At 60.5% G+C, this 21,837-nt stretch carries 18 protein-coding genes; 11 read left to right on the top strand and 7 right to left on the bottom strand.

The features are described 5' to 3' along the window. Window positions 1–213 precede the first annotated feature (213 nt). Window positions 214–1,011 carry a hydroxyethylthiazole kinase gene (gene thiM, locus QEH54_RS01915; RefSeq protein ID WP_309016923.1) on the top strand — a complete coding sequence of 266 codons (798 nt, stop codon included), beginning with the start codon at window positions 214–216 and terminating at the stop codon, window positions 1,009–1,011. Next, on the top strand, window positions 1,008–1,631 hold the full coding sequence (thiE, locus tag QEH54_RS01910; RefSeq protein ID WP_309016922.1) for a thiamine phosphate synthase: 624 nt from the start codon (window positions 1,008–1,010) through the stop codon (window positions 1,629–1,631). Before thiM ends, thiE begins: the two co-directional genes overlap by 4 nt. 84 nt (window positions 1,632–1,715) lie before the next feature. Here thiE and QEH54_RS01905 read toward each other — a convergent pair whose 3' ends face one another. Continuing rightward, on the bottom strand, window positions 1,716–3,476 hold the full coding sequence (locus tag QEH54_RS01905; protein ID WP_309016921.1) for a CocE/NonD family hydrolase: 1,761 nt from the start codon (window positions 3,474–3,476) through the stop codon (window positions 1,716–1,718). A gap of 270 nt (window positions 3,477–3,746) precedes the next feature. Between QEH54_RS01905 and QEH54_RS01900 the strand changes: the two genes are divergently transcribed. Continuing rightward, complete coding sequence (locus QEH54_RS01900; protein ID WP_309016920.1) at window positions 3,747–4,613, top strand: SHOCT domain-containing protein; 867 nt, start codon at window positions 3,747–3,749, stop codon at window positions 4,611–4,613. A gap of 40 nt (window positions 4,614–4,653) precedes the next feature. On the opposite strand, the gene QEH54_RS01895 is transcribed toward QEH54_RS01900, so the two are convergent. Continuing rightward, entirely contained in the window at window positions 4,654–5,946 is a 1,293-nt protein-coding gene (locus tag QEH54_RS01895) for an Nramp family divalent metal transporter (protein ID WP_309016919.1), read from the bottom strand. Window positions 5,947–6,096: 150 nt separating this feature from the next. Between QEH54_RS01895 and QEH54_RS01890 the strand changes: the two genes are divergently transcribed. Further along, complete coding sequence (locus QEH54_RS01890) at window positions 6,097–8,985, top strand: bifunctional fucokinase/fucose-1-phosphate guanylyltransferase (RefSeq protein ID WP_309016918.1); 2,889 nt, start codon at window positions 6,097–6,099, stop codon at window positions 8,983–8,985. Here QEH54_RS01890 and QEH54_RS01885 read toward each other — a convergent pair. Beyond that, entirely contained in the window at window positions 8,982–9,944 is a 963-nt protein-coding gene (locus QEH54_RS01885) for an AraC family transcriptional regulator (RefSeq protein WP_309016917.1), read from the bottom strand. The two genes, QEH54_RS01890 and QEH54_RS01885, sit on opposite strands and share 4 nt — an antisense overlap. Before the next feature lie 141 nt (window positions 9,945–10,085). On the opposite strand from QEH54_RS01885, the gene QEH54_RS01880 reads away from it, so the two are divergent. After that, window positions 10,086–10,925, top strand: coding sequence for an NAD(P)H-binding protein (locus QEH54_RS01880; RefSeq protein WP_309016916.1), 840 nt, complete (start codon window positions 10,086–10,088; stop codon window positions 10,923–10,925). Between the two features lie 14 nt (window positions 10,926–10,939). Next, window positions 10,940–11,425, top strand: coding sequence for an anthrone oxygenase family protein (locus QEH54_RS01875; protein WP_309016915.1), 486 nt, complete (start codon window positions 10,940–10,942; stop codon window positions 11,423–11,425). 43 nt (window positions 11,426–11,468) lie between these two features. Here the strand turns inward: QEH54_RS01875 and QEH54_RS01870 are convergent, their stop codons facing one another. After that, entirely contained in the window at window positions 11,469–11,660 is a 192-nt protein-coding gene (locus tag QEH54_RS01870; RefSeq protein ID WP_309016914.1) for a hypothetical protein, read from the bottom strand. Window positions 11,661–11,824: 164 nt separating this feature from the next. On the opposite strand from QEH54_RS01870, the gene QEH54_RS01865 reads away from it, so the two are divergent. The 5 genes from QEH54_RS01865 (at window position 11,825) to QEH54_RS01845 (ending at window position 18,498) form a co-directional block, all read left to right on the top strand. Beyond that, window positions 11,825–13,000, top strand: a complete 1,176-nt coding sequence (locus tag QEH54_RS01865; RefSeq protein WP_309016913.1) for an aminotransferase class I/II-fold pyridoxal phosphate-dependent enzyme — start codon at window positions 11,825–11,827, stop codon at window positions 12,998–13,000. Between the two features lie 185 nt (window positions 13,001–13,185). Further along, window positions 13,186–13,641, top strand: coding sequence for an OsmC family peroxiredoxin (locus QEH54_RS01860; RefSeq protein WP_309016912.1), 456 nt, complete (start codon window positions 13,186–13,188; stop codon window positions 13,639–13,641). Between the two features lie 97 nt (window positions 13,642–13,738). After that, window positions 13,739–15,352 (top strand): glycoside hydrolase 43 family protein, encoded by a 1,614-nt coding sequence (locus QEH54_RS01855; protein WP_309016911.1) that lies wholly within the window; start codon window positions 13,739–13,741, stop codon window positions 15,350–15,352. A 105-nt stretch (window positions 15,353–15,457) separates the two neighbouring features. Beyond that, window positions 15,458–17,485: a TonB-dependent receptor gene (locus tag QEH54_RS01850; RefSeq protein WP_309016910.1), complete on the top strand. Its 2,028-nt coding sequence runs from the start codon at window positions 15,458–15,460 to the stop codon at window positions 17,483–17,485. A gap of 257 nt (window positions 17,486–17,742) precedes the next feature. Then, window positions 17,743–18,498 (top strand): fibronectin type III domain-containing protein, encoded by a 756-nt coding sequence (locus QEH54_RS01845; RefSeq protein ID WP_309016909.1) that lies wholly within the window; start codon window positions 17,743–17,745, stop codon window positions 18,496–18,498. Between the two features lie 28 nt (window positions 18,499–18,526). Here the strand turns inward: QEH54_RS01845 and QEH54_RS01840 are convergent, their stop codons facing one another. From QEH54_RS01840 to holA, 3 genes are all read right to left on the bottom strand, one after another. Then, complete coding sequence (locus QEH54_RS01840) at window positions 18,527–19,171, bottom strand: DUF2959 family protein (RefSeq protein ID WP_309016908.1); 645 nt, start codon at window positions 19,169–19,171, stop codon at window positions 18,527–18,529. A gap of 104 nt (window positions 19,172–19,275) precedes the next feature. After that, window positions 19,276–20,490, bottom strand: coding sequence for a glycosyltransferase (locus tag QEH54_RS01835; RefSeq protein ID WP_309016907.1), 1,215 nt, complete (start codon window positions 20,488–20,490; stop codon window positions 19,276–19,278). Between the two features lie 133 nt (window positions 20,491–20,623). Next, on the bottom strand, window positions 20,624–21,733 hold the full coding sequence (gene holA, locus QEH54_RS01830; protein ID WP_309016906.1) for a DNA polymerase III subunit delta: 1,110 nt from the start codon (window positions 21,731–21,733) through the stop codon (window positions 20,624–20,626). Window positions 21,734–21,837 lie beyond the last annotated feature (104 nt).

Raw genomic sequence — 21,837 nt, 5'->3', positions numbered from 1 at the left:
GATCTCAGAACGCGATTCCCACAGTAGCGGCCGCCGTCATGGCGGCCACTCTCCCGCTGCCGCGCACCCGCGTTCCTCACGTGCCCGCGGAACGCGCCTCTCTCCTCCCGCTTCCCTAAAAACGCGCAAACCAGCGTTGCCCATGGCTAGCCGTTTGCCTAAGCGGAGTGAATCAAAGCAAAAACTTCCCACACCCCCTCAGTCCCTACCGCCATGTCGGATACCATAGAAAGAGCCGGACGAACGCTGGAGCGCATCAAAAGCCAAAGCCCTCTAGTGCATTGCCTTACCAATAGCGTGGTCAAGAACGTCACCGCCAACGCGCTGCTCGCCCTGGGAGCCGCGCCCGCCATGGTCGAGGATCCCGTGGAGGCCAGCGAGTTCGCCTCCATCGCCAGCGCCTTGCTGATCAATGTCGGCACGCTGGACACGTTTCAAGCGAGCAGCATGCAGGAAGCGGTGGTCGCGGCCAACAAAGCCGGCACGCCCTGGGCCCTTGATCCCGTGGCGGTCGGTCCCCTGTCCGTGCGCACCCAGTTCGCCCAAGGACTGCTCAGCCAGAAGCCAACCCTCATACGAGGAAACGCCTCCGAAATCATCGCCCTGAGCGGTCGAAAATCCCAAGGACGCGGCACCGATAGCGGCGACAGCTCCGAAGCCGCCATCGAAGCGGCGGTCAGCCTGATCTCCAAAACCGGCGGGGCTGTCCTGGCGACAGGTCCAGTCGACTGCGCGGTCGATAAAAACCAGCGCATCGCCTGTTCGAACGGGCACCCGTTGCTCACCCGCGTCACCGGCATAGGCTGCGCCCAAGGCGCCATCGCCGCGGCCTGCCTAGCCTGCGCCGATTCTCCTTTCGATGCCGCCATCGCCGCCGCCCTCATCGTAGCCATCGCAGGCGAAATCGCCGCCGAACGCGCCGAGCGCCCCGGCTCTTTTCAGATCGCTTTCCTCGACGCCCTCGACGAACTCACCCCGGAGGTCATCGCCAAGCGGGCGAAGCTCTCATGAATCGGCAGCTGCTCCGCCTCTACCTCGTCACCGATTTTCCAGATCGCTACCCAAATGGTCTGCTGGCTGGCGTGGAGGCCGCCCTCGATGGAGGCGCGACCATGGTCCAGTACCGAGCCGAAACCGGCAGCGGCCGAGAGCTCTATGAAACCGCTCTCGCTCTGCGAAACCTCCTGAGCGAACGCGGCGTCCCGCTGATCATCAACAACCGTCTCGACCTCGCTCTGGCGGTCGACGCGGATGGCTTGCACCTTGGACAGCTCGATCTGCCCGCCTTCGTCGCCCGACGCCTGCTTGGCCTGGAAAAGATCCTCGGACTATCCATCACCGCTCGCGAACAGCTGGCGGAGGTCGATGCGAACGCGATCGACTACCTCGGCGTAGGACCGGTGTTTCCGACTGTCTCAAAAGACGATGCCGCCCCAGCGCTCGGACTGGAAGGGCTTCGCGAAATCGCCAAAATCATCGACCTGCCCATTGTCGCTATCGGCGGTATCCACGAGGACAATACCTCTCAGATCATGCAAGCCGGAGCTGACGGCATCGCGGTGGTATCGGTGTTTTCCAGAAACAACGATCCCGCCGCAGTGGCCCGGCGACTGCGGCAGCGACTGGACTAGGCCGCGCCCGTTCGAGTCAACGCTTCGACCGACCTGAGAAAGCCACTGTAGGTCGCCGCGCCGAGGCGACCCCTCTCACCTCGCCTACTCCGTCGGTATCACCGGCAGCACGATGTGGCTCGGTCGCTCCGCATCGAGGTAGATGATTTGTTCAGCAGAAATCATCTCCGTGGTCTCGCCGAAGGGGGCTCCCGTGTTAGGATTGCGATTCAAACGCGGGAAATTGCTGCTGGTGATATCTACCCGCAAACGCTCTCCCGGCTGCACCACGTAACTCGTCGCCCAGACGTCGATCTCGTAATGAAGGATCGCTCCGGGCTCGACCAATTTCGGGGTCTCGAAGCCTTCGCGATAGCGGGCTCGGATAACGCCATCAGCTAGATTGAAACTAAATCCATCCGGTCGCACCACCACTAGCTTCGCCATGAAGTCCGTATCCGGAGCGGAACTACTAGCGTAGAGATTAACCGTCAGCGGACCGGTGATTTCCATCCTCTCTTCGAATGCCTTGGTAGTAAAGCGCACGATGTCCTGCCGCCCATCCAAAGGACGCTGATCGCGCGGACCGCGCACCTGAGCCCGCATGATGTTTCCGCCCAGGGTTGGCACCGGATCTAATGGATCGTAAGCATAGCGCCTCGGCATCGCTTCCGCCTCTGGCGGCTGAGCGTCCATGGTGCCATCCTCATGAAAATAGTACGGAGTGTAGACCGCGCGAGCGAGCGGCCACTCGTATTCGTCACGCCATACGTTTTCGCCCATCACGAAAATCTTCACCGGAGCGACCTCCTCCAACTCTTCCCCCTTCAGCCATGCGTCGAACCAGTCGAGGTGCAGCGAATCCCAGTCAAGCAAAGCGTTCGGCCCGAAGTCGACGTCTCCCGTCGTCGTTTTCTGATTCCAGGCATGCGGCCACGGACCGATCACCAGCCGCTGATTTTCGCGGGCCCGTTCGGACTTCGCCTCCTTTGTCATGGTCACATAACTACCAATCGTGCTCCGCAGAAACGCGTCGTACCAACCGCCGATATTGAGAGCCGGCACCGACATTTCGCTGGCACGTTCCTCCAAGTTGAGCGGTCGCCAGTAGCTGTCGTAGCTCGGATGATCGAGCCAGTCCTGAAAATGCCGGATGTTAAACCCTAGCGATCGATCGAGCGTCTTTAGCGGCAGGTGATCGACTGACGTTTCCCAAGAAATTGGATACGTCATGTTGGTGCGACTGCCCGCGAGCCCGATTCCCCAACTGGCGCGGCTGAGCAGCGAAAACGCCCCGCCGGGATACGCCACGTCCCGATAGTAGTTTCCCGGGCTAACCGAGGGGGCGATCGCCACCAAGGCGGGATTGTCGTTCAAGGCCGCCAGCCATTGCACGGACGCTAAGTAGCTGCTGCCGAACATGCCGACCTTTCCATCGGACCAGTCCTGTTTCGCGATCCAGCTGATAGCGTCGTCGCCATCGTTGATCTCCTGGAAATAAGGGTACCAATGCCCCTCGGAATCGTAACGGCCGCGACAGACTTGGTACACGAAAGCGTAGCCGTTCGCAGTGGCCAAGCGGGCGTAGCGCTGGCGAACGGGCTGGCTTCCGTTGCCATACATGTCGCGCACGAACAATGCGGGAAACGGGCCGCCCGAACCGTCCGGCAGATACACGTCGGTAGCCAACGCCACCCCGTCACGCATTTTCACCGGAAGGTGGTAGAGGATCTGGACCTCCTCTGGAAACTGCGGCTCCTGCTCGCTTTGAGCGGCGATGCCTTGACAGAGCAGCGTGAGCGCGAGCGAAAGCAAAGCGCGAGCAGGAATTCGAAAGACGTTCGAACGATCGATAGACAGGACCATTCGGACGAAAAGCAAATCCCATGCCTCCGATCGCTCGACTCGAGCGGTAGCGCGATGGCGCAATCTTGCGACGCTTCCGACGCATCCACCTCCCCACCAACGACCTCTGAAAGTCAGGGCAAATACCCTTCGAATAACATCGTATCTGGCCGGACACTCAGGCACTGTCCCTCGCCCTGACGGAAACCGAGAGAAGGCGCGGACCGCATCTCATTCGAACGCCCGCTTCTCCATCGAACCCAAACCAACCGCCAGCTATCCAACTCGCTTATGCAAAACCTAACCGAATTCGGTCGTAACGCCATCAACGAAATCGCCCAACGCTACGGACTCTCCAACGACGCCGTCACTCACATGCTCATCGCCGTCAGCAACGGCGGCGGAACCATGGCTCAATTCAACTGCCCCGAGCTCGGAGGCGGTGGCCAGTGGATGCAAGGCGGCATGACCATGGTGGGCGACATGTTTAACAACGGTCTTCGAAACACCGTCGACAACCTTTGCGGCGAACTCTCGAACCTGCTCTACAACCAAGGCTCCTCGGTTTTCGCCCCGGTAAAACGCCAAGCTCAATCAAGTCATCACAGCAGCCAGCAGCAAAGCCAAGGCAACAGCCCTTTCGGACAGAACAGCCTCTACATCTCCGGATCCAACTTCGGCAACTGGTGGCCAGATGAACTGAACCTCGGAGCCCCCTCCTCCACCGGAGGACAGAACAACATCCGCTACGCGGTCTTTCCTCAGAGCAATCGCCTGGCGATCGAAGTAAACGGGCAAGTCACCGTCTACGATACGCTCGACCATCAGATCGGCGGCGTCTCCCAGCAGCAAAGCGGAGACGCGTCCATGTCGTTCAGCAGCCAATACGGAACCGTATTCATCTCTCAACTACCTGTCGTCTACGGAAAAGGATCCTCCACACCAGCTCGGCAGCCCGCGCCGGAGCAGCCGGAAGCCACTCCCCAGCCCAACGCTTCAGGCAGCCCCCAGTCGCCAGCGCCAGCGCCCAAAACCGAATCATCGCTGGAAGAGGACATCTTCGAAAAGATCGAACGCCTGGCCAGCCTACATGAAAAGGGCGCCCTGACCGACGAGGAGTTCTCCAGCAAGAAATCCGAACTGCTGCAGCGTCTCTAAAAGCGCCCCTTGGCGCGGATGAATCGCTGCCGGACGCCGTTCAGCTCAAGAAGCGAAACCAAAAGAAGAGCAGCGAAAAGCCCGCCAAATACGCGAAGCCCAGCCAGCTGAGACCTTGCTGCCAAGCACGCGGCCGGCTTTCCTGCGGCAGATGACGCGACGAAACCAAGCGAAGGTTTAGGTAAGCGAACACCGGCGCCGTCAAAAAAGCGGCGGTAGTGATCAGGTCGATCAAAGTGGTGAGATTCTGCGAAGAATAGGCGATGATCAGCCAGCCGCCCACACAGCCGAGAATCATCATGGCGAGGTGCCACGTCCGCTCACTGCCTTGTAGTGACGGTTTGGCGACACGCGCCGCGGCCGCCAAAGATCGAGGATAGGCGTCCACCACCGTGATGGTGGTGGATAGCAGTGTGGTGAAAGCCGCAGCCGAGATGATCGGAGCCGTCCACGCTCCGAGCTTGCTGGTGTAGAGAGAAACGAACTGCTGGGTGAAACCGACGCTGGAGACCGCGTACTCCTGCCCGCTTCCATACATCACCCACGCTCCAAGAGCGACGAACATCAGCGCCAGCAGGGTGGTCATGACGTAGCCGATGTGAAAGTCGATCCTCGCCTCGCGAGCGTCCGTGCGTTCGCTGTTCTCCTTTTCGCAGGCTTGTATCCACAGCGATTGCCAAACCGACAGTTCGATAGGAGCCGGCATCCAGCCCATCAAGGCGATGAGAAACGGCAGCGAGGCCGCGGACCACAACTCAGGCGGGACAAAGCCTGCCACAGGCTCCGCCCCTGTTCCTATCGATCTGAAAAAGGCCGCCACGGTGGCGAAGAAAAGCACCACCATCATGACTTTGATGATGCGGCTCAGCCACTTGTATTGCCCCAAACTGACCAGAGCGATGATCAAAACCAGCAAGGCGCCGCTCATCTGGGTGGGCCCCAGTCCCTCCAGGCCCGGAATCTCAGGCATCACTATCGCCGTCACGAAACAGGTCCCAGCGATGCTGATCACCGCGGTGAAGGCGTTGAGCGCGATAAAAGCGTAGAGAAACGCGGGGCCCAGGCGCCGGTAGCCGTGCAGGAGCGATTCACCTGTCGCTACCGTGTAGCGATGCCCGGCTTCAAAAAATGGATACTTCAGCACGTTCACCGCCAGCACCAGCCACAGCAGCTCCATGCCATAGGTCGCCCCGGCTCGGGTGGATTGCACGATGTGGGAAACGCCAATGGCGGCGCCTGCCATCAATATGCCAGGACCGATCTTTCGAAGAAGGCCGAGCCGAGCTGCAGGGCGGGAGGAATCGGACGGTTGGGCGAGGAACTCGGAGGACATGGGGCCCTAGGCTTGTTCGCTCGGGCTCTCTTGTCGATTTATTCTTACGTAGGGCGTTAGGCGCCCTAATCCTGGCCCGTCCGGCTCAGGCTGCTCCGCCGCGGCAAATTGAGATTTACAGGGGCGCTCGCTGCCATTTGCCTTTCCGCCGTGACCCAAGTTCTCCTTTCAGTCCCGCCAGCCGCCTCTTCGTCCTTTCTTGATTTAGCGAAAAAGCAGGCCCATCGCTTTTTCGCCTGCCACGATCCGGTCGGCAAAAAGCTTGGCTCGGGAGCGGGTTCCGCCCACCTCATCCACGCGGCCTGGCAGGCCGAGGGAAACGGCAAGCCCTTCGCCGATTGGGCCGCGGAGGAAAAGCGCGTTCTCCTCCACGCCGGAGGCCAAAGCCGGCGCCTGCCTGCCTACGCGGCGGCGGGCAAGGCCCTCATCCCGGTTCCCATCTTCCGCTGGATGAAAGGACAGCGGCTCGATCAAACCCTGCTCGACCTGCAACTGCCCCTTCTGGAAAAGCTGCTCGATCGGGCCCCGAGCAAACTGCGCTGGCTCATCGCTAGCGGAGACGTGCTGATCTGGAACGAAGACGAAATCGGCCCGCTGCCAGAAGTGGACGTCTTGTGCGTGGGCCTTTGGAACACGCCCGAACGCGCCTCGAAGCACGGCGTCTTCTTCTCCAAGCGCGAGACCCCCGACCAGCTCGACTACATCCTGCAAAAGCCTAGCGTGCAGGAGATCCAAGCCCGGACCGAGGGCAGCCTGTTCCTACTCGACATCGGAATCTGGCTCTTCAGCGACCGAGCTATCGAGCTGCTGATGAAGCGCTCGGGCTACTGGAAAAACGGGCAGCCCTGCGCGCCGTCACAATGCGATGGATACGACCTCTACGGAGACTTCGCTCTCAACCTCGGAAGCAATCCGACCACCCGAGACGAGGAAATCAGCTCCCTGAGCTGCGGACTGGTCGACTTGCCGAACGGCGAGTTCTACCACTTCGGCACCAACGACGATATCATCGCCTCGTCGCTCGCCCTGCAGAACAGGGTCAACGACCAGCGACGCATTCGATCGCCTCTCGTAAAGCCGCATCCCTCGATCTTTATCCAAAATGCGAATACAGATGTTTCCCTGAGCTCCGAAAACCGCTGCGTGTGGATCGAAAACGCATTCATCGGCTCCGGCTGGAGACTGAACGCGAACCACATCCTCACCGGCATTCCGGAAAACCAGTGGCAGTTGGAGCTGCCGCGGGGGGCATGCCTGGACTTCGCGGCGATAGGCGACTCGGACGCCTTCGTTGTCCGCTTCTATGGATACAGCGACGTCTTCAAAGGGCGGGTGGACGATCGAGCGACACAATTCTGCGAAGAGCCATTCGCTGACTGGCTTGGGCGCCGCGGCCTCTCCCTCCGGGACCTCGGCATCGCTCCCGAAACCGACCTGCAGTCCGCCGCCCTGTTCCCTAGCCTGAAGCGCCAAGAGATCTCATCGGACCTGCTCACTTGGCTGATCTCACGATCGCCACAAGACGACCCCTCCCTGCGCCAGAGCTACCTCGCCGCCCCACGACTTTCCGCGGAGGAGATCGGAGCGAAGGCCAATCTCAAGCGCTCCTTCCAGCAACGCGAATCGTTGCTGATCGATTCCTTGCCGCTTCTGGCCAAGCATGCCCAGCGCAGCGTCTTCCACCAGATCGATCTAGCCCATGCCGCGGAGCGGTTCGCGTCCAGCCCGCACGAGCTGCCCACGGAGACGCCGGATCCAGAGCGCTCCTTGCTGCCCTTCGTGCACGACCAGATGTTTCGAGCCACCGTTTCTCGACTGAGAAAAGAGAACGTTCAAGCCTACGAAACGGCCGCCTTCGAAGCCCTCAGCCAAGCCATCATAAGCCCGTTTCACGGAAACGCCCAGACGCCGCGCAACACCTCCATGGTGGACCAAGTCATCTGGGGACGCTCCCCAGCTCGCCTCGACCTCGCAGGCGGCTGGAGCGACACTCCGCCCTACTGCTTCCTCTCCGGCGGAAACGTGGTCAATGTGGCGGTCGATCTCAACGGCCAGCCTCCTATTCAGGTCTTCGCTCGCGTTTGCCAAAGTCCGCATATCGTAATCCATTCCATCGACCTCGGCGTATCCATTGCCCTGAACACCTATCAGGATATCGCCGCCTACGCGCAATTGGAGTCGGGGTTCGCCATTCCGCGGGCCGCCCTCGCTCTGGCAGGATTCCACCCGGACTTTCTCTCCAAGCCGCAATTCGTTTCGCTTGAAGAACAGTTGAACGCCTTCGGAGGCGGCATCGAAATCTCGTTGCTCTGCGCCGTGCCCAAAGGCTCCGGACTCGGCACCAGCAGCATTCTCGCCGCCACCTTGCTGGGCGTGCTTTCCGACCTCTGCGGCCTGGGCTGGTCCCTCACCGACATCGGTCGCAGAGCGCTCGCCCTGGAACAGATGCTGACTTCGGGAGGTGGCTGGCAAGACCAGTTTGGCGGCATCCACCGGGGGCTGAAGCTGCTCCAGACCAGGCCCGGACTCGAGCAGACTCCAGAAGTCCGCTGGCTTCCAGAGCATACCCTCAGCGATCCGCAAAACGCCGGTTGCTGCTTGCTCTACTACACCGGCGTGACCCGGGTGGCCCGCAACATCCTCGCCGACATCGTACGCGGCATGTTTCTCAACAAGAGCGACGTGCTCGGCATTTTGGATACAATCAGCCAACATGCCGTCCATACCGCTCGGGTCGCTCAAAGAGGTTCCTACCAGCAGCTGGCCGATTGCGTGCGGCAATCATGGATACTCAACCAGGCCCTCGACGCTGGAACGAATCCCTCGGCGATTCAGTCCGTGCTGGAGTCCATCTCCGACTGGGTCGCCGGCATGAAACTACTCGGCGCGGGCGGCGGCGGCTACCTACTTATCATGGCCAAGGACCCGCACGCCGCAGCCCTCATACGCCAGCGGCTGGAAAACGATCGTCCAAACGCTGGAGCCCGCTTCGTCGACCTGTCGATCTCTCAAACCGGTCTTCGCATCACCCGCAGCTAAGACCGGACAGAGCGCTTGCGAAACGCCCCTGGAGCCGAGCCGATCACGCGCTTAAAGGCGCGACTGAACGCAGCTTCGCTTTCGTATCCAAAATCCTCCGCCAACTGGGCGATGGTCTCCTTGCCCGTGCTCAATCGCTCCAACGCCATTTGCATGCGCCAATCCCTCAAGTAGCGCATGGGAGGTTCGCCGATCAGCTCCTGAAAACGCGCTGCAAACGCGGAGCGCGACATGCCTGCTTCGCTCGCCAGCTCGCCTAAGCTCCACATAGCGTTGGGGCGCCGGTGGATCGCTTGCAAGGCCTTGCCGACCTGGCCATCCTTCAGGGCCGCAAGCCAGCCCGCGCTGCTCGCACCCTCCGTCTCCAGCCAGTGACGCAGAATCTGAATCACCAAGATGTCGGACAATCGGGTGACCAAGGTTTCTCCGCCAACCCCCCAAGCATCCATTTCCGCGATCAGCAGCGAAATCGAACTGCAGATCGGACCGCCCTGCTCCATCGCCGCCTTCCATCGTATGCAGTTTGGCAATACATCCACGATTCGCTTCGCCACGGGATGTCCCAGTTGCACCGCGCCGCAGATCATACGCGTCGCTTCGCCTCCACCGCCCAAGCTGAGCCATTCGTATCGATCGGTGATCAGCTGACGCTCGGTTTCGAACAGCGGAACCGCTTGGTCCTCTGGCTCGCCCCGCAAGGTGTGTCCTGTCCCATGCGGCACCAGAACGACGTCTCCCTCAGCCAATCGCACCATCTCTCCGTCCACCTCGAGAGAGCAGTTGCCCTTGGTCAGAACGTGAAACATCAAGTGCTCCGGCATCGCGGGCAGCTCCACGCCCCACGGAGCGGATAAGTCGGAGCGGCAGTAGAAGGCTCCCGACATGCGCAAGGCATGCAGCGCCTCGCCGATAGGATCGAACGCGAGGGGCGGAATGCGGCTGGTTGCGACCTCAGTCATGGCACGAAATCGAGCTTGGTGGACGAACGGGCATAAAACGAGGCAAAAGCGCCATAGAGCGCTCCGCCTCGTTCAGCTATTCTGTAGCCGAAACCCGAGAGCTTCCTCTCGAAAACGAAACCATCAAAGAAAATCGAAACAATGAACGTATCACCAACACTCGTCATTGGCGGATCGGGAAAAACCGGCCGCCGCATTGTAGAAGGCCTCAAAGCGCGTGGAATTCCCGTGCGGATCGGCTCGCGCTCCGCAGCAATCCCCTTCGACTGGGATCGCCCGGAGACCTGGGAAAACGCCATGCAGGGCTGCGAACGAATCTACGTCGCCTACAGTCCCGACCTCGCGGTTCCGCAAGCCAAGCCAGCCATCGAGCGCCTATGCCAGATCGCTCGCCACCAGAACGTGAAGAAGATCGTGCTGCTCTCCGGACGCGGCGAGCCCGAAGCCCAGGCCTGCGAGCAAATCGTCATGGGCGCCGGCATGGACTGGACCGTGCTTCGCTGCAGCTGGTTCAATCAGAACTTCAATGAAAGCTTTCTGCTCGACTACGTCCGCTTGGGCACGCTCGCCTTGCCGGTGGGCGACTTGAAAGAGCCGTTTGTGGACGCCGACGACATCGCGGAGGCCGCCGTCGCCGCCCTCACCGAAAGCGCTCACAGCAACCGCCTCTACGAGCTCACCGGACCGGAGCTCCTCACCTTCGCCGATCTAGCGAAGATTCTGTCAGAAGAAACCGGATACAAAATCAAGTTCAAAAACGTTTCCCACGAATCATTTCTCGAATCCCTCTCGAAATCCGGCGTACCGGAACCTTTGATACAACTGCTCGACTATCTATTCGCTCATATTCTAGACGGCCGAAACGCTCACCTGTCCGACGGCGTGCAGCAAGCCCTCGGGCGCCCTCCGAAGTCATTTAGAGACTTCGCCAAAGAAGCCGCTGCCACAGGCGTCTGGAGTCCTATCGACATCGCAACCTGAACCCCATTCGCGAAATGCAGACCTTCGAAACGATTACGCTCGCTCTGACCGTATGCTTGACCGGCATCTGCGCCGGCATCCTATTCATCTTCTCGAACACCGTCATGGGCAGTCTTCGCTCGCTCTCCGGGCATCAAGGAGCCCTAACGATGCAGCGCATAAACGAGAAGATCCTCAACCCGACATTCCTCTTCGTCTTCGTCTGTCCGGTAGGCCTTCATCTCCTAAGCGTTGGATTATCGATCATCGGAGAAGCTTCCTCGCCCGCTCCGTTCGTTCGCATGGTCGCTGCCGCTCTCTACATCTTCGGCGTGTTCGGCATCACCGCGGCCTGCAACGTACCGCTGAACGACGAGCTCGCAGCGGCTGGTTCGGACCGCTCCGCTCTCGCGTCGACCTGGCAGCGCTATCTGCGCCGCTGGGTTCCATGGAACCACTTGCGAACGGGCGCCTGCATCCTTTCCACAGTCGCCTCATCCCTGGCTGCTTCCCTTGCGTGACCCAAGAAACCGAATACGCAATGGAGCCGGGCAGACTGCTCTATCAGGCGTGGTCTGCCCGGCGTTCCCTGAATTTCTCCAGCAGGTAGCTGCCAGCCATGGCCGCCACCCAAATCACCGTACAAGCCACGGCGAAGTCGATACAGAAGCCGAGGGCGTGGAAAATCGCCATGAGGCTAAGGTTCGCGCTCAGAGCGATGCTCATGGTCAACGGGGTGAGTTTCTTCGTTTTCATAGCTGTAGTCCTAGGTGTTTCGTTGCGTTGGGGACCGAGACTCGCCCAAGGCGCGCTCTTTCTCAGCCGTTTTTCGGCGAACGGTCGATCGGCCTGCCCATACGGCAGCTGAGAGGAATAATTGGCTTAACAGGGCAAGAGAGAACTGCTGCTCTTTCACACCTATGCCATCTCCCGCCAACCGCCTCGCCCAGTTCACCGAATCCGTGATCCGCGGCATGACCCGCCTAGCCAATCGGCACGACGCCATCAACCTAGCCCAAGGGTTTCCCGATTTCGATCCGCCCGAGGAACTGCTCGCGGCCTTGGAAACGGCGACCCGCGGCCCGCACCACCAATACGCGGTCACCTGGGGAGCTCCCCGCTTCCGTCAAGCCCTGGCGAAGAAGATCTCTCGCGACACCGGGCTTGCCGTCGATCCCGACCAGCACCTCGTCGTCACCTGCGGAAGCACCGAAGCCATGATGGTCGCCATGATGACCGCCTGCAATCCGGGCGACAAGGTCATCGTCTTCTCGCCGTTTTACGAAAACTACGCAGCGGATGCCATTCTTTCCGGAGCGGAGCCCATCTACGTGCCGCTGCACGCTCCAGATTTTGGATACGACAGGGAGGAGCTGCGCAAAGCCTTCGAGCTAAAGCCCAAGGCCATCATCGTGTGCAACCCTTCCAACCCGACTGGAAAAGTCTTCACCCGCGAGGAACTCGCGGAAATCCTCGCCCTTGCGGAACAGGCCGACGCCTGGGTCATCACCGACGAACCATACGAGCACATCGTCTACGCCCCGCATACGCACACCTATGCGGCGGCCCTTCCAGGAGCGTTTCGACGGGTGATCACCTGCAACTCGCTCTCCAAGACCTACTCCATCACCGGCTGGCGACTTGGCTACGTGCTCGCTTCCGCCGAAGTCATCGCCCAAGCCCGAAAGGTGCACGACTTTCTCACTGTGGGCGCCGCCGCCCCGCTGCAGGAAGCCGCCGTGGCCGGACTCGAGCTTCCCGAGTCCTACTATGCCGAGCTCCAGGCCCTCTACACGCGCAAGCGCGATGTATTCATAGACTACCTACGCCGTACCGGCCTACCGTTCACCGAACCTCAAGGCGCGTACTACGTCATGCTCGACATCTCTTCGCTTGGCTTCGCAACCGATACCGAAGCCGCGGAGTGGTTGGTCAGGAAGATCGGGGTGGCCGGCGTGCCGGGCTCCAGTTTCTTCCGAGAGCCCGAGCGCCGCTTCATCCGCTTCCATTTCGCGAAGAAGGAGGAAACGCTGCGCGCCGCAGGCGAGCGACTCCTCCGACTAGCCGACAAGGACTGGCTCGCCCGTGCCAAGTAGTCGGTAGGCGAGCTCCGCACGCCCTCGGCGGCGCGTATCCTGCACCTCACCCCACAACAAGGGATCTCGTCGATCTTCACTGCGCCGCGCAGTGAGGCACCATGCATCGCGCAATATTCTCGAACGAGGCGGATGCGGACGGCGGGCCTTTCCTGGCAAACACCGAACTCCAACCGAAACAAAACATGAGCACAACCACCATCGTAACACGCAAATCGGACGCCTCCTGGAAGGGCGACTTCAAGAACGGCTACGGCGAGCTCTCAACCGAAAGCGGAACCCTGCAAAAGTCCCGGTTTTCACTGAAGAACCGTATGGGAGAAGAGGGTCCCGGCCAAACCAACCCGGAGGAACTGCTCGCCGCCGCCGCCGCCTCCTGTTTCAGCATGGCCTTGAGCAAGCAGTTGACCGAAGCCGAAACCGTGCCCAGCCAGCTCGTGGTCACCGCCTCGCTCGACACGGAGATCGACGACGGCATTTCCATGTCCAAACTGACCATCGACGCGGAGGGCATCGTGCCTGCCAGCGACGAAAAGGCGTTCTCCGAGGCGGTGGAGGAAACCGCTCACACCTGCCCGGTCATGAAAACGTTGGCACCGGCCTTCAAGGAGGTCATCGTCAACGCCAAGCTGCGCCAGTAGCCAAACCATCCCAACGCTTTCACGAAGCCTCGTCCCCTGCGGGCGAGGCTTTCCTTTAGGCTTTACCTTACACGTGTTAGCGTTTCTCATTTCGTCCATGACGCCTCGACCCCGCTCTTGCTTCCTCGCCTGCCCCCTTTTCGCCGCGGCCCTGCTGGTCGGCCTCGCCACGGCCGCGCCCTGGCAGCCTGATCTGGGAGACGGCACCTACCGGAACCCCGTCATCTACGCCGACTATTCCGATCCGGACGTGGTCAAGGTCGGCGAGGACTTCTACATGACGGCCTCCTCCTTCAACTGCGTGCCGGGCTTGCCGATCCTCCATTCCAAGGACCTGGTGAACTGGGAGCTGGTCAACTACGCCATCCCGCGCTTCCCCGACGCCTACTTCGACGTTCCTCAGCACGGAAATGGCGTCTGGGCCCCGTCGTTTCGCTACCACGAGGGCGTTTTCCACATCTACTGGGGAGATCCCGATCGCGGCATCTTCCGCGTCTCCGCCACCGACCCGCGCGGCGAATGGAGCGCTCCGATTCTGGTCAAAGACGCCCGCGGAAACATCGACGCCTGCCCGCTCTGGGACGACGACGGGCGGGTCTATCTGGTGCACGCCTTCGCGAATTCTCGAGCCGGCCTAGGGGACGTGCTGCAGGTGCAGGAGATGACTCCCGAAGGCGATGAGGTCATTCGAAATCGCAAGATCGTCTTCAACGGCCACGGCATCCATCCGACCCTCGAAGGACCGAAGTTCTACAAGCGAAACGGCTACTACTACATCTTCGCTCCGGGAGGCGGCGTCGCCACGGGTTGGCAGGTGGTGCTCAGATCCAAAAACGTGTTTGGTCCCTACGAGGACCGCATCGCGCTCTCCACCGGCGAAACCGAGATCAACGGTCCCCATCAGGGCGGCTACGTGGAACTGGACAACGGCGAGGGCTGGTTCGTCCACTTCCAGGAGGTGCAGCCGTACGGACGCATCGTTCATCTCCAACCGGTTCACTGGGTGGACGACTGGCCGGTCATGGGCGAGGATCCAGATGGCGACGGAAACGGACAGCCCATCGCCCGCCACGCAAAACCATCCACGCCAACCGCCTCAGCTCCGACCCAACCTCAAGTGGGCGACGAGTTCGATGAGCAAGAGCTGTCCCTCGCTTGGCAATGGCACGCCAACTGGCGACGCCACTGGTGGTCCCTATCGGATGAGCCCGGCTCCCTCTCGCTGCGCTCGCAGTGGATCCCCGCGCTTCCCGCCAATCTCTGGAACGCGCCGCACCTGCTCCTGCAAAAGCTCCCGGCGCCGGCCTTCACCGCCACCGCCAAGATCGACGCCTCCGGACTGCTGGACGGAGAACGTTCCGGGCTCGTCATGATGGGCATGGACTACGCTCTTCTGGCTGTGGAGCGAGATGGCGACGCCTTCCAACTGGTCTACTCCACCTGCGAAGACGCCCGCAGACAAAACCCGGAAACGCGCGACGCCTCGGCCCCGCTCGTCTCGGCCCGGGCGTTCCTCCAGGTCGAGATGATGCCCGGCGGTCTCTGCCAGTTTCGCTACAGCGAAGACGGCGAAACCTTTGTCGACATCGGGGCGCCGTTCCAAGCCGTGGAAGGGCGGTGGATCGGAGCAAAAGTGGGGCTGGTTTCTCTCAAGCCTTCGCAGGTCGGAGCCTACGGTCAGGCGAACTACGACTACTTCCGCATCGAATGACATGAGTCCAGGCGCGACGATGAGCGTGGCCCAATCAGGGATAAGCCTGCGTCAGCTTGCGCCATTTCGAACACCGGCTATTCTTGAGTGTCCGCCTGTCCTCACATGTCTCCCTGTCGAAACGCCGCCCGCTCATCTCGTCTTCTCAAAGGCGCTCTCGCAGCAAGCTTCCTGTGGGCTTTGACGGCTACGGCGGCGGCCCAGGACCTCTTCGACCTCAGCCTGGAGGAACTGCTTGAGGTCAAGATCACCGGAGCGACGCTCACCGACAAGACGCTCAACACGGCGCCAGCCTCGACCACCCTCTTCACACGCCAGGAGATCAGCCAGCTCCCCGTTTCCACGCTCGAAGAGCTGCTGGCCTTCGCGCCCGGCTATCAAAGCTATCGCCAAGGAAACCTGCCGATGAGCTTGTCCTACTCCAGCCGCGGACGAAAGCTGGGCGCGGACTCTCGAGAAATCCTCCTGCTCATCGACGGGCAAAACGTCGTCAACCGCAGCACTGCCAGCTCGCCTTTGCCACGGTTCTCGATCGAAGGAATCGATTCGATCGAAATCGTTCGCGGCCCCACCTCCTCCATCTACGGAACCAACGCCTTCACCGGGGTCATCAACATCAAGACCATCAGGGACGCGAACCGCCTCACCCTATCGCTAGGCGAGCACGGCCAATACGCTGCGCACGTCCAAGGGGCTCACGCGCTGACCGCCGACCTCAACCTCTCGATCCAGGCCAACTACCACATCGACGAGAACGGGCAGAACTACCTCGTTCAGGACACCTTCAGCCCCGAGATGGTGGAAACCAGCGACCCCTTTCGGCTCGCAGACATACGGCTCGGTCTCGACAGCGAAAACAGCCAGATCACCTTTTTCCATAGCGAGCGCAAAAACACGGGCTTCTACGCCCGCGACCGCCTGTCCAACGCCCACAACAAATCCAAACGCATCAACACCCAGCTGTCCGCCCTCCATTCCTTCGAGATGGGTCACGACACGCGAATCGTCATTCAAGGCAATCTGAGGGACTTCTACAATCTCAGGAAACTCCAAGCCACCGCCCCGGGCGCCTTCCGGGATATCAGCGTTCCTCCCAGCGACGCGCCAAACGTCGGATTGGGCGAAACCGAGGAACGCGAAATCAACCTCTCCGTCCGCTCGGAGACCGCCTTCGCCAACGACGACATCCTTACCCTCGGCCTCGACGTGAGCTACCTCGACATCGTCAAGGACGAGGCCTACTCCAACTACAACCGATTCACCTTTCCCTTCCGCTACCAGCCCGAAAACCTGCACTCCTACAAGCTCTTCTCCGCCCACGACGAAGCGCTGGCTGGCCTTTTCGCCCAATACCAATGCTTGATCGACGACGATTCCGAACTGACCCTCGGCTTTCGCTACGACGACTTCTCCCGCTCCGGGAGCAAATTCAGCCCCCGCATCGCGTACGTGCGAAACTTCGCCTCCCAAACCTTCGTCAAAGCGATCTACGGGGAAGCCTTTCGAGCATCCAACTTCACCGAGCGCTTTCTCCGACCGGACAATGTAGTGTCGGGGAACCCCGACCTGAAAGCGGAATCCGTCCAGACCTTCGAGATCGTCGCAGGCGCCCATACCAAAACCGTCTACGCCGCGGCAACGCTCTACCAGAATTCGTTTCGCGACTCGATCCGTCAGGTCGTGCAGGGCGACACCATCCTCTTCACCAACTCCGACAGCGTCACCAGCAAGGGACTCGAGGCGGAGCTCATCTATCATCCCACCAAAAACTGGCGAATCCGAGCCAGCCTGGGCCGTCTGCTCGACAAGCCCGACGAATTCTTTCGCGAAGCCTCCACCACCGGCTCCTTGCTCCTGTATCGAAATATCGGCGACTGGAGCCTTAGTTTCGGGACGGTCTACAACGGAGAACGGCAAGCCCTCTCCAGCGGGCCCGAAGCGCGAACCACGCTGCCGGACTACTGGCTAGCCCACGCTAAGGTCCAGTACCAGATCGGCGATCATCAAACGCTCCGTCTACGAGTGAACAATCTCTTCGACAAAGACTACCGCACGCCTCCATTGACTGTAGTGCCTGGACAGATACCGAATCGCGACCAGGAGCTCACCCTATCCTACTCGCTGACCTGGTGAAGCGGCGTTTGGAAAGATTGGACCCTCCTAGGAACCCCTCCGATACACTCCACTTCAGTATCCAAAATCCCACTCCGCTGTAGCATAAGTCGCCTTCTCGTATTGGCGCAAAAACCTATAGCAAAGGCTTGGCTCCACGTGAACTCCCCCACCTGGATCCCACTAGGAGCTTTTTTTGTCGCTTTCCAGTCGTAAGCCACTACCCCAATCGCCTGTTCCCTTGCCTTTCCTAAAAACAGTCTCTCCTACTTCGTCTCTTGGCTTCTCCTCAAGTCACTTCCATCCCGCGTTCCCGGACGCGTCAGGCTATCCTATCTCTCCTGCTAGCCATCGGACTTGCCCCTAGCCTCTGCCTCGCCACCGAGCTCAGCTGGACCGACAACTCGGACAACGAAGACGGTTTTCGTATCGAACGCTCCACTACAGGCGGCCCGTTCACACTCCTCGCCACGGTAGCAAGAAACATCACTCGATATCGCGACGATACGGTGGAGGAAGGAGTGCTCTACCGCTACCGCGTGGTGGCTTTCAACCAGTTTGGATCGTCCGGCCCAACGAACATCGCGGAGAGCTTTCTGCCTCCGGTCGAAACGTACCAGCAATGGCTTGCCCGCGTGATCGCCAGGTCGTCGAACACGCCTTCCACCTTGCGGGCGTTCGCATCCGACAGCCGACTCGACGCAATGGAATTCCAGATCCCGCTGCTGCTGTGCTACGTCCATGGACTCGACCCCTTTCATCCCGACCGTTCGCTGCTGCCTCGAACGCGTCTGGCTCTCTTCGACGGAAGCATGCGGCCAGCCATCGAGATCGCAGTCAGCAAATACACCACCGGCATTTCGCGGGCGCTCCTCGTATCCAACGATCTAGAGACCTGGAACGAACGATCGTTTCGAACCCGCGTCGTTCGAGAGACCGAAGACCATCGATGGGAGCTGATAGAACTGCCTCAGCTCGGCAACCCTTGCTACTACCGTATCAAGACAAGCCTGACAGCTGCAACGACGCGCTGACCTTCTTTCGGCCACACGGAAAGCCGCTTCACTGGGAGCGCATCTGAGCCACGAAGGCGTTGGCTTCTTCGATGGACGCTTCCATTTGTTGTATCAGGATTTCAATTTCGTCGCGCAAGGCAATGGTCGTCTTGTTCAAGGCGGCGATGGCCTGAGCGTTCAGATTATGTTTCAAGAACAACACCTGATCGCGAAAGGCGTTCAGCACCGGATCCATCTTGCTGGCCGCTTGATTCATGGCGGAGATCAGGTCCACCGAGAGATCGCGGGTGGTGTCGAGCTGGTCCTCGCTCAGCCTACGCAGCTCGGGACTGGTGAACAGATCGAGCTCCTCCTCCCACTCCTCGAACAAGGCTTCGGCCACCTCTTCGATTGCTTTGACCCGCTTGCGAACCGACTCCGCCTTCTCCTCGCTTCGCTCGAAGGCCGCGTTCAAGCGATCGTAAACCGATTTGAGCTCTCCCAGCTCCACTTCGGAAACCGCTAGAAACTCCTCGAAAGCGCTCTCGAACTGCTCCTTGGCGTCCTCCTGAGCCTCGCGGGCGTCCTCCACGCGATCCACCAGAATGTCCCGCTTATGCACTCCGAACTTCTCCATGGTGCCGTAGTAGGCGCTTTGGCAGGAGCACAGAAACAGGCTGGCGAGTAGGAGTGGAATCAATCGGCTTTTCATCAATTGCTAGGCTATGCGTCGCCCCTAGGACCACAAACGCAAAAACTCGTTCCCCAGCCCCAAAGCGCCAGCTCATGGCGGGATTCGTTTGGAATCGAACAGCGCTAGCTAACCACTGGCGGAGCGAGGCGGGCTCGGCTCTCAGCGATGGCTCGATGGTAGATCGCTTCCAGGCGATCCCCCACATGCTCGATGTCATGGGTGGCGGCGATGTCCAGCGACGCCTGGCGCATGCGCTGGTGGAGCTGCTGGTCCTTCATCAGACGCACCATGGCGCTGGCCATATTGTAGACGTCATCCGGGTTGAAAATCAGCCCATTGCGCCCGTGCTCGATCAGCTCCGGGATGCCTTTGGCTCGCGGACCGATCAATGGCAGCCCGAAAACCATGGCTTCAAGGATGCTCACTGGCTGGTTTTCGGTCTTGCTGGCCGTCACGAAAGCGTCTCCGAGCAAGGGATAGTTTTCCGACATCAGCCGGTCGCGCTCGATGCGTCCCGTGCGAACCACCGCGTCCTGGATCCCTAGCTGGCGGATCTGAGCGTCCACCGCCGAATCGGAAGGACCGTTGCCCACCAGCACGAACTTGGCCTTGGGATTGACTTCCAAAACCTGCTTGAAGGCCTCCAAGGCCACGTCGAGCGATTTCTCAGGAGACACGCGGCCGATGTAGATGAAGGCGAAGTCCTCGATGCCGAGCGACTTGCGGAAGCCGGCGATCTCGCGCTCCGGGCGAATGCGGATGCGCTCGATGCCGTTGCTCAGCACCGTCGCCTCGCGCTCGAGACCGCGGGCCACCAAATGATCCCGCACCGACTGCGACGGGCTCACGATGTGCGAGCAGCGATTGAAGAACCCCACGGAGTACTTCCACATGGCCTTGCGCGTGAACTCGAAGTTCGGGATGTGAAACTGCTTCAGGTAGGTCGGCTCGGCGAAAAAGGTGTGGAAGGTTCCGATGACGGGCACTTTTTTCCAGCGTCCGAGCAACATGCCTTCCAGTCCGCAGCCGAACTCGGTGTGCACGTGGATGAGATCAGGCGGGGCCTGTCTCAGCCGACGGTAGGTGTACAGGAACAGCGGCACCGAAAACCTCAGTTTCGGAATATTGAAGGTGGGCACCGAAAACGGCAGTCCGTGCACGCTCACCCCTCGGTCCAGCCCCGGCACCGTCTCGAAACTGTCGTGACGGCTGGGACGCGGATGAAAAATGCTCACGCTATGGCCGCGACGCGACAGCTCGTTGGCCTGGTTGAACACTGCCGAGCTGACCCCGGAGATGTAGGGCAGGAAGCTATCTGTGAATAGGCAAACTCTCATGCGACTGGCGACCGAAGCGCCGCAGGGCGTTTCTCGATCAGGGTTTCGGACACTGCCAAGGCCGTTAAGTTCGGGCAAGACAGAAACCTACGTAACTCTCCCAGATAGACGTAACTCCCTGCATTTCGTTCATTTACGCAGCTAGGCAGCGAATCGCCATGGCCCGCAAGGCCTCTTCCTGTTCGTTGGGACGCTCCACGATTTCCTCGAAGGCGGTGATGAAATCGAGCTGATGGTCGATCAGGGCCTTCAAAGTGGGAAGCCGCCCGGTTCCGGCCAGTTTGCCCATGTACCAAAGGTTCTGGGTGAAGACGTTATAGTTGCTCTTCCCGCTCAGCCCATCGTAGTAGCTGGCGTACTTGGCCGCGGCTTTCTCGAACTCCGGCTTGCTAAACCCGCGCCCGCCCAAGCGAATTTCCCCGCCGTCGATCAGCGACCGCAGCTGGATCAGCAGCCGATTGCGGTTCTGCAGCGAAGCGATCACCGGGCGCGCGTCGTTTCCCGCGAAAAAATGCCGACGCAGCGCAGCCAGCGTCCAGTCGATGTCGCGGGAGAAAAACGCCTCCGTGGACTCGAAGAAATCCCCTTCGCCAAAGTTCGGGGTGAGCTCCTCGATCAGCTTGCTGGTGATCTCGCCGCCCTCCGGCCCGAGATAGGTCCCAAGCTTGCGCACCTCCTCCAGCAGCAGTCGCGAGTTGCCATTGACCTTGCTGATCAGCACCTCCACCGCGTCGCGGGCGATGGAAACGCCCATCGACTGGCACTCCTGCGTCATGGCGGCGACCAAGGTCTCCACTCCGCCGCCTTTGGAGTCCATGCCGCCAGCGGGGCGAAAGTCGCCTGTCTTTTCCAGGAACTTGGGGAAACGCTTGCGACGGTCCACCGGCGAGGCGGAAATCAGCACCCCGACCTCGTCCGGATTGATCGCCTCGAGGATCTCCTGCAGGTCTTGGCAAAGGGTCTGAGTCCCCTCCGCCCGACCCGTCTGGTTGTCCGCCAGAAAGCTCACGTCCTTGAGCCAAACCACGCGACGTCCGCCAAACAGGCCAAGCGTCTGCGTCGCTTCGCGGAAACGGTTCACCGCGTCCGCCACTTCGTCCACCTTTCCCGCGTGACCGTTGATGATTTCCACCGAGAAATCGTCCGTCACCTCCTGCTTCATTTCCGTCCAGATCTCTTTGGCGAGGCGGCTGGCCAGAAAATCGTCGGGTCCGGACACGTAGATGAAAGGGGCTTGAGACATGGCCCAAGAGCAAAGCCCAGCCCCCGTCGCAAGAAAAGCCCAAAACACGCCATGGCGAAACGTCTAGGCTTCGACGCCCGCCAAGCCGAAGCCCCGCAAAATTC

The sequence above is a fragment of the Pelagicoccus sp. SDUM812003 genome, assembly GCF_031127815.1.
Classification (GTDB): Bacteria; Verrucomicrobiota; Verrucomicrobiia; order Opitutales; family Opitutaceae; genus Pelagicoccus.
The sequence above is the reverse complement of the archived record's forward strand: the minus strand, read 5'-3'. Positions and strand labels throughout refer to the sequence as shown.

Coding starts and splice junctions, on each gene's coding strand:
- thiM (WP_309016923.1), top strand. CDS start 214: ATGTCGGATACCATAGAAAGAGCCGGACGAACGCTGGAGCGCATCAAA.
- thiE (WP_309016922.1), top strand. CDS start 1,008: ATGAATCGGCAGCTGCTCCGCCTCTACCTCGTCACCGATTTTCCAGAT.
- QEH54_RS01905 (WP_309016921.1), bottom strand. CDS start 3,476: ATGGTCCTGTCTATCGATCGTTCGAACGTCTTTCGAATTCCTGCTCGC.
- QEH54_RS01900 (WP_309016920.1), top strand. CDS start 3,747: ATGCAAAACCTAACCGAATTCGGTCGTAACGCCATCAACGAAATCGCC.
- QEH54_RS01895 (WP_309016919.1), bottom strand. CDS start 5,946: ATGTCCTCCGAGTTCCTCGCCCAACCGTCCGATTCCTCCCGCCCTGCA.
- QEH54_RS01885 (WP_309016917.1), bottom strand. CDS start 9,944: ATGACTGAGGTCGCAACCAGCCGCATTCCGCCCCTCGCGTTCGATCCT.
- QEH54_RS01880 (WP_309016916.1), top strand. CDS start 10,086: ATGAACGTATCACCAACACTCGTCATTGGCGGATCGGGAAAAACCGGC.
- QEH54_RS01875 (WP_309016915.1), top strand. CDS start 10,940: ATGCAGACCTTCGAAACGATTACGCTCGCTCTGACCGTATGCTTGACC.
- QEH54_RS01870 (WP_309016914.1), bottom strand. CDS start 11,660: ATGAAAACGAAGAAACTCACCCCGTTGACCATGAGCATCGCTCTGAGC.
- QEH54_RS01865 (WP_309016913.1), top strand. CDS start 11,825: ATGCCATCTCCCGCCAACCGCCTCGCCCAGTTCACCGAATCCGTGATC.
- QEH54_RS01860 (WP_309016912.1), top strand. CDS start 13,186: ATGAGCACAACCACCATCGTAACACGCAAATCGGACGCCTCCTGGAAG.
- QEH54_RS01855 (WP_309016911.1), top strand. CDS start 13,739: ATGACGCCTCGACCCCGCTCTTGCTTCCTCGCCTGCCCCCTTTTCGCC.
- QEH54_RS01850 (WP_309016910.1), top strand. CDS start 15,458: ATGTCTCCCTGTCGAAACGCCGCCCGCTCATCTCGTCTTCTCAAAGGC.
- QEH54_RS01840 (WP_309016908.1), bottom strand. CDS start 19,171: ATGAAAAGCCGATTGATTCCACTCCTACTCGCCAGCCTGTTTCTGTGC.
- QEH54_RS01835 (WP_309016907.1), bottom strand. CDS start 20,490: ATGAGAGTTTGCCTATTCACAGATAGCTTCCTGCCCTACATCTCCGGG.
- holA (WP_309016906.1), bottom strand. CDS start 21,733: ATGTCTCAAGCCCCTTTCATCTACGTGTCCGGACCCGACGATTTTCTG.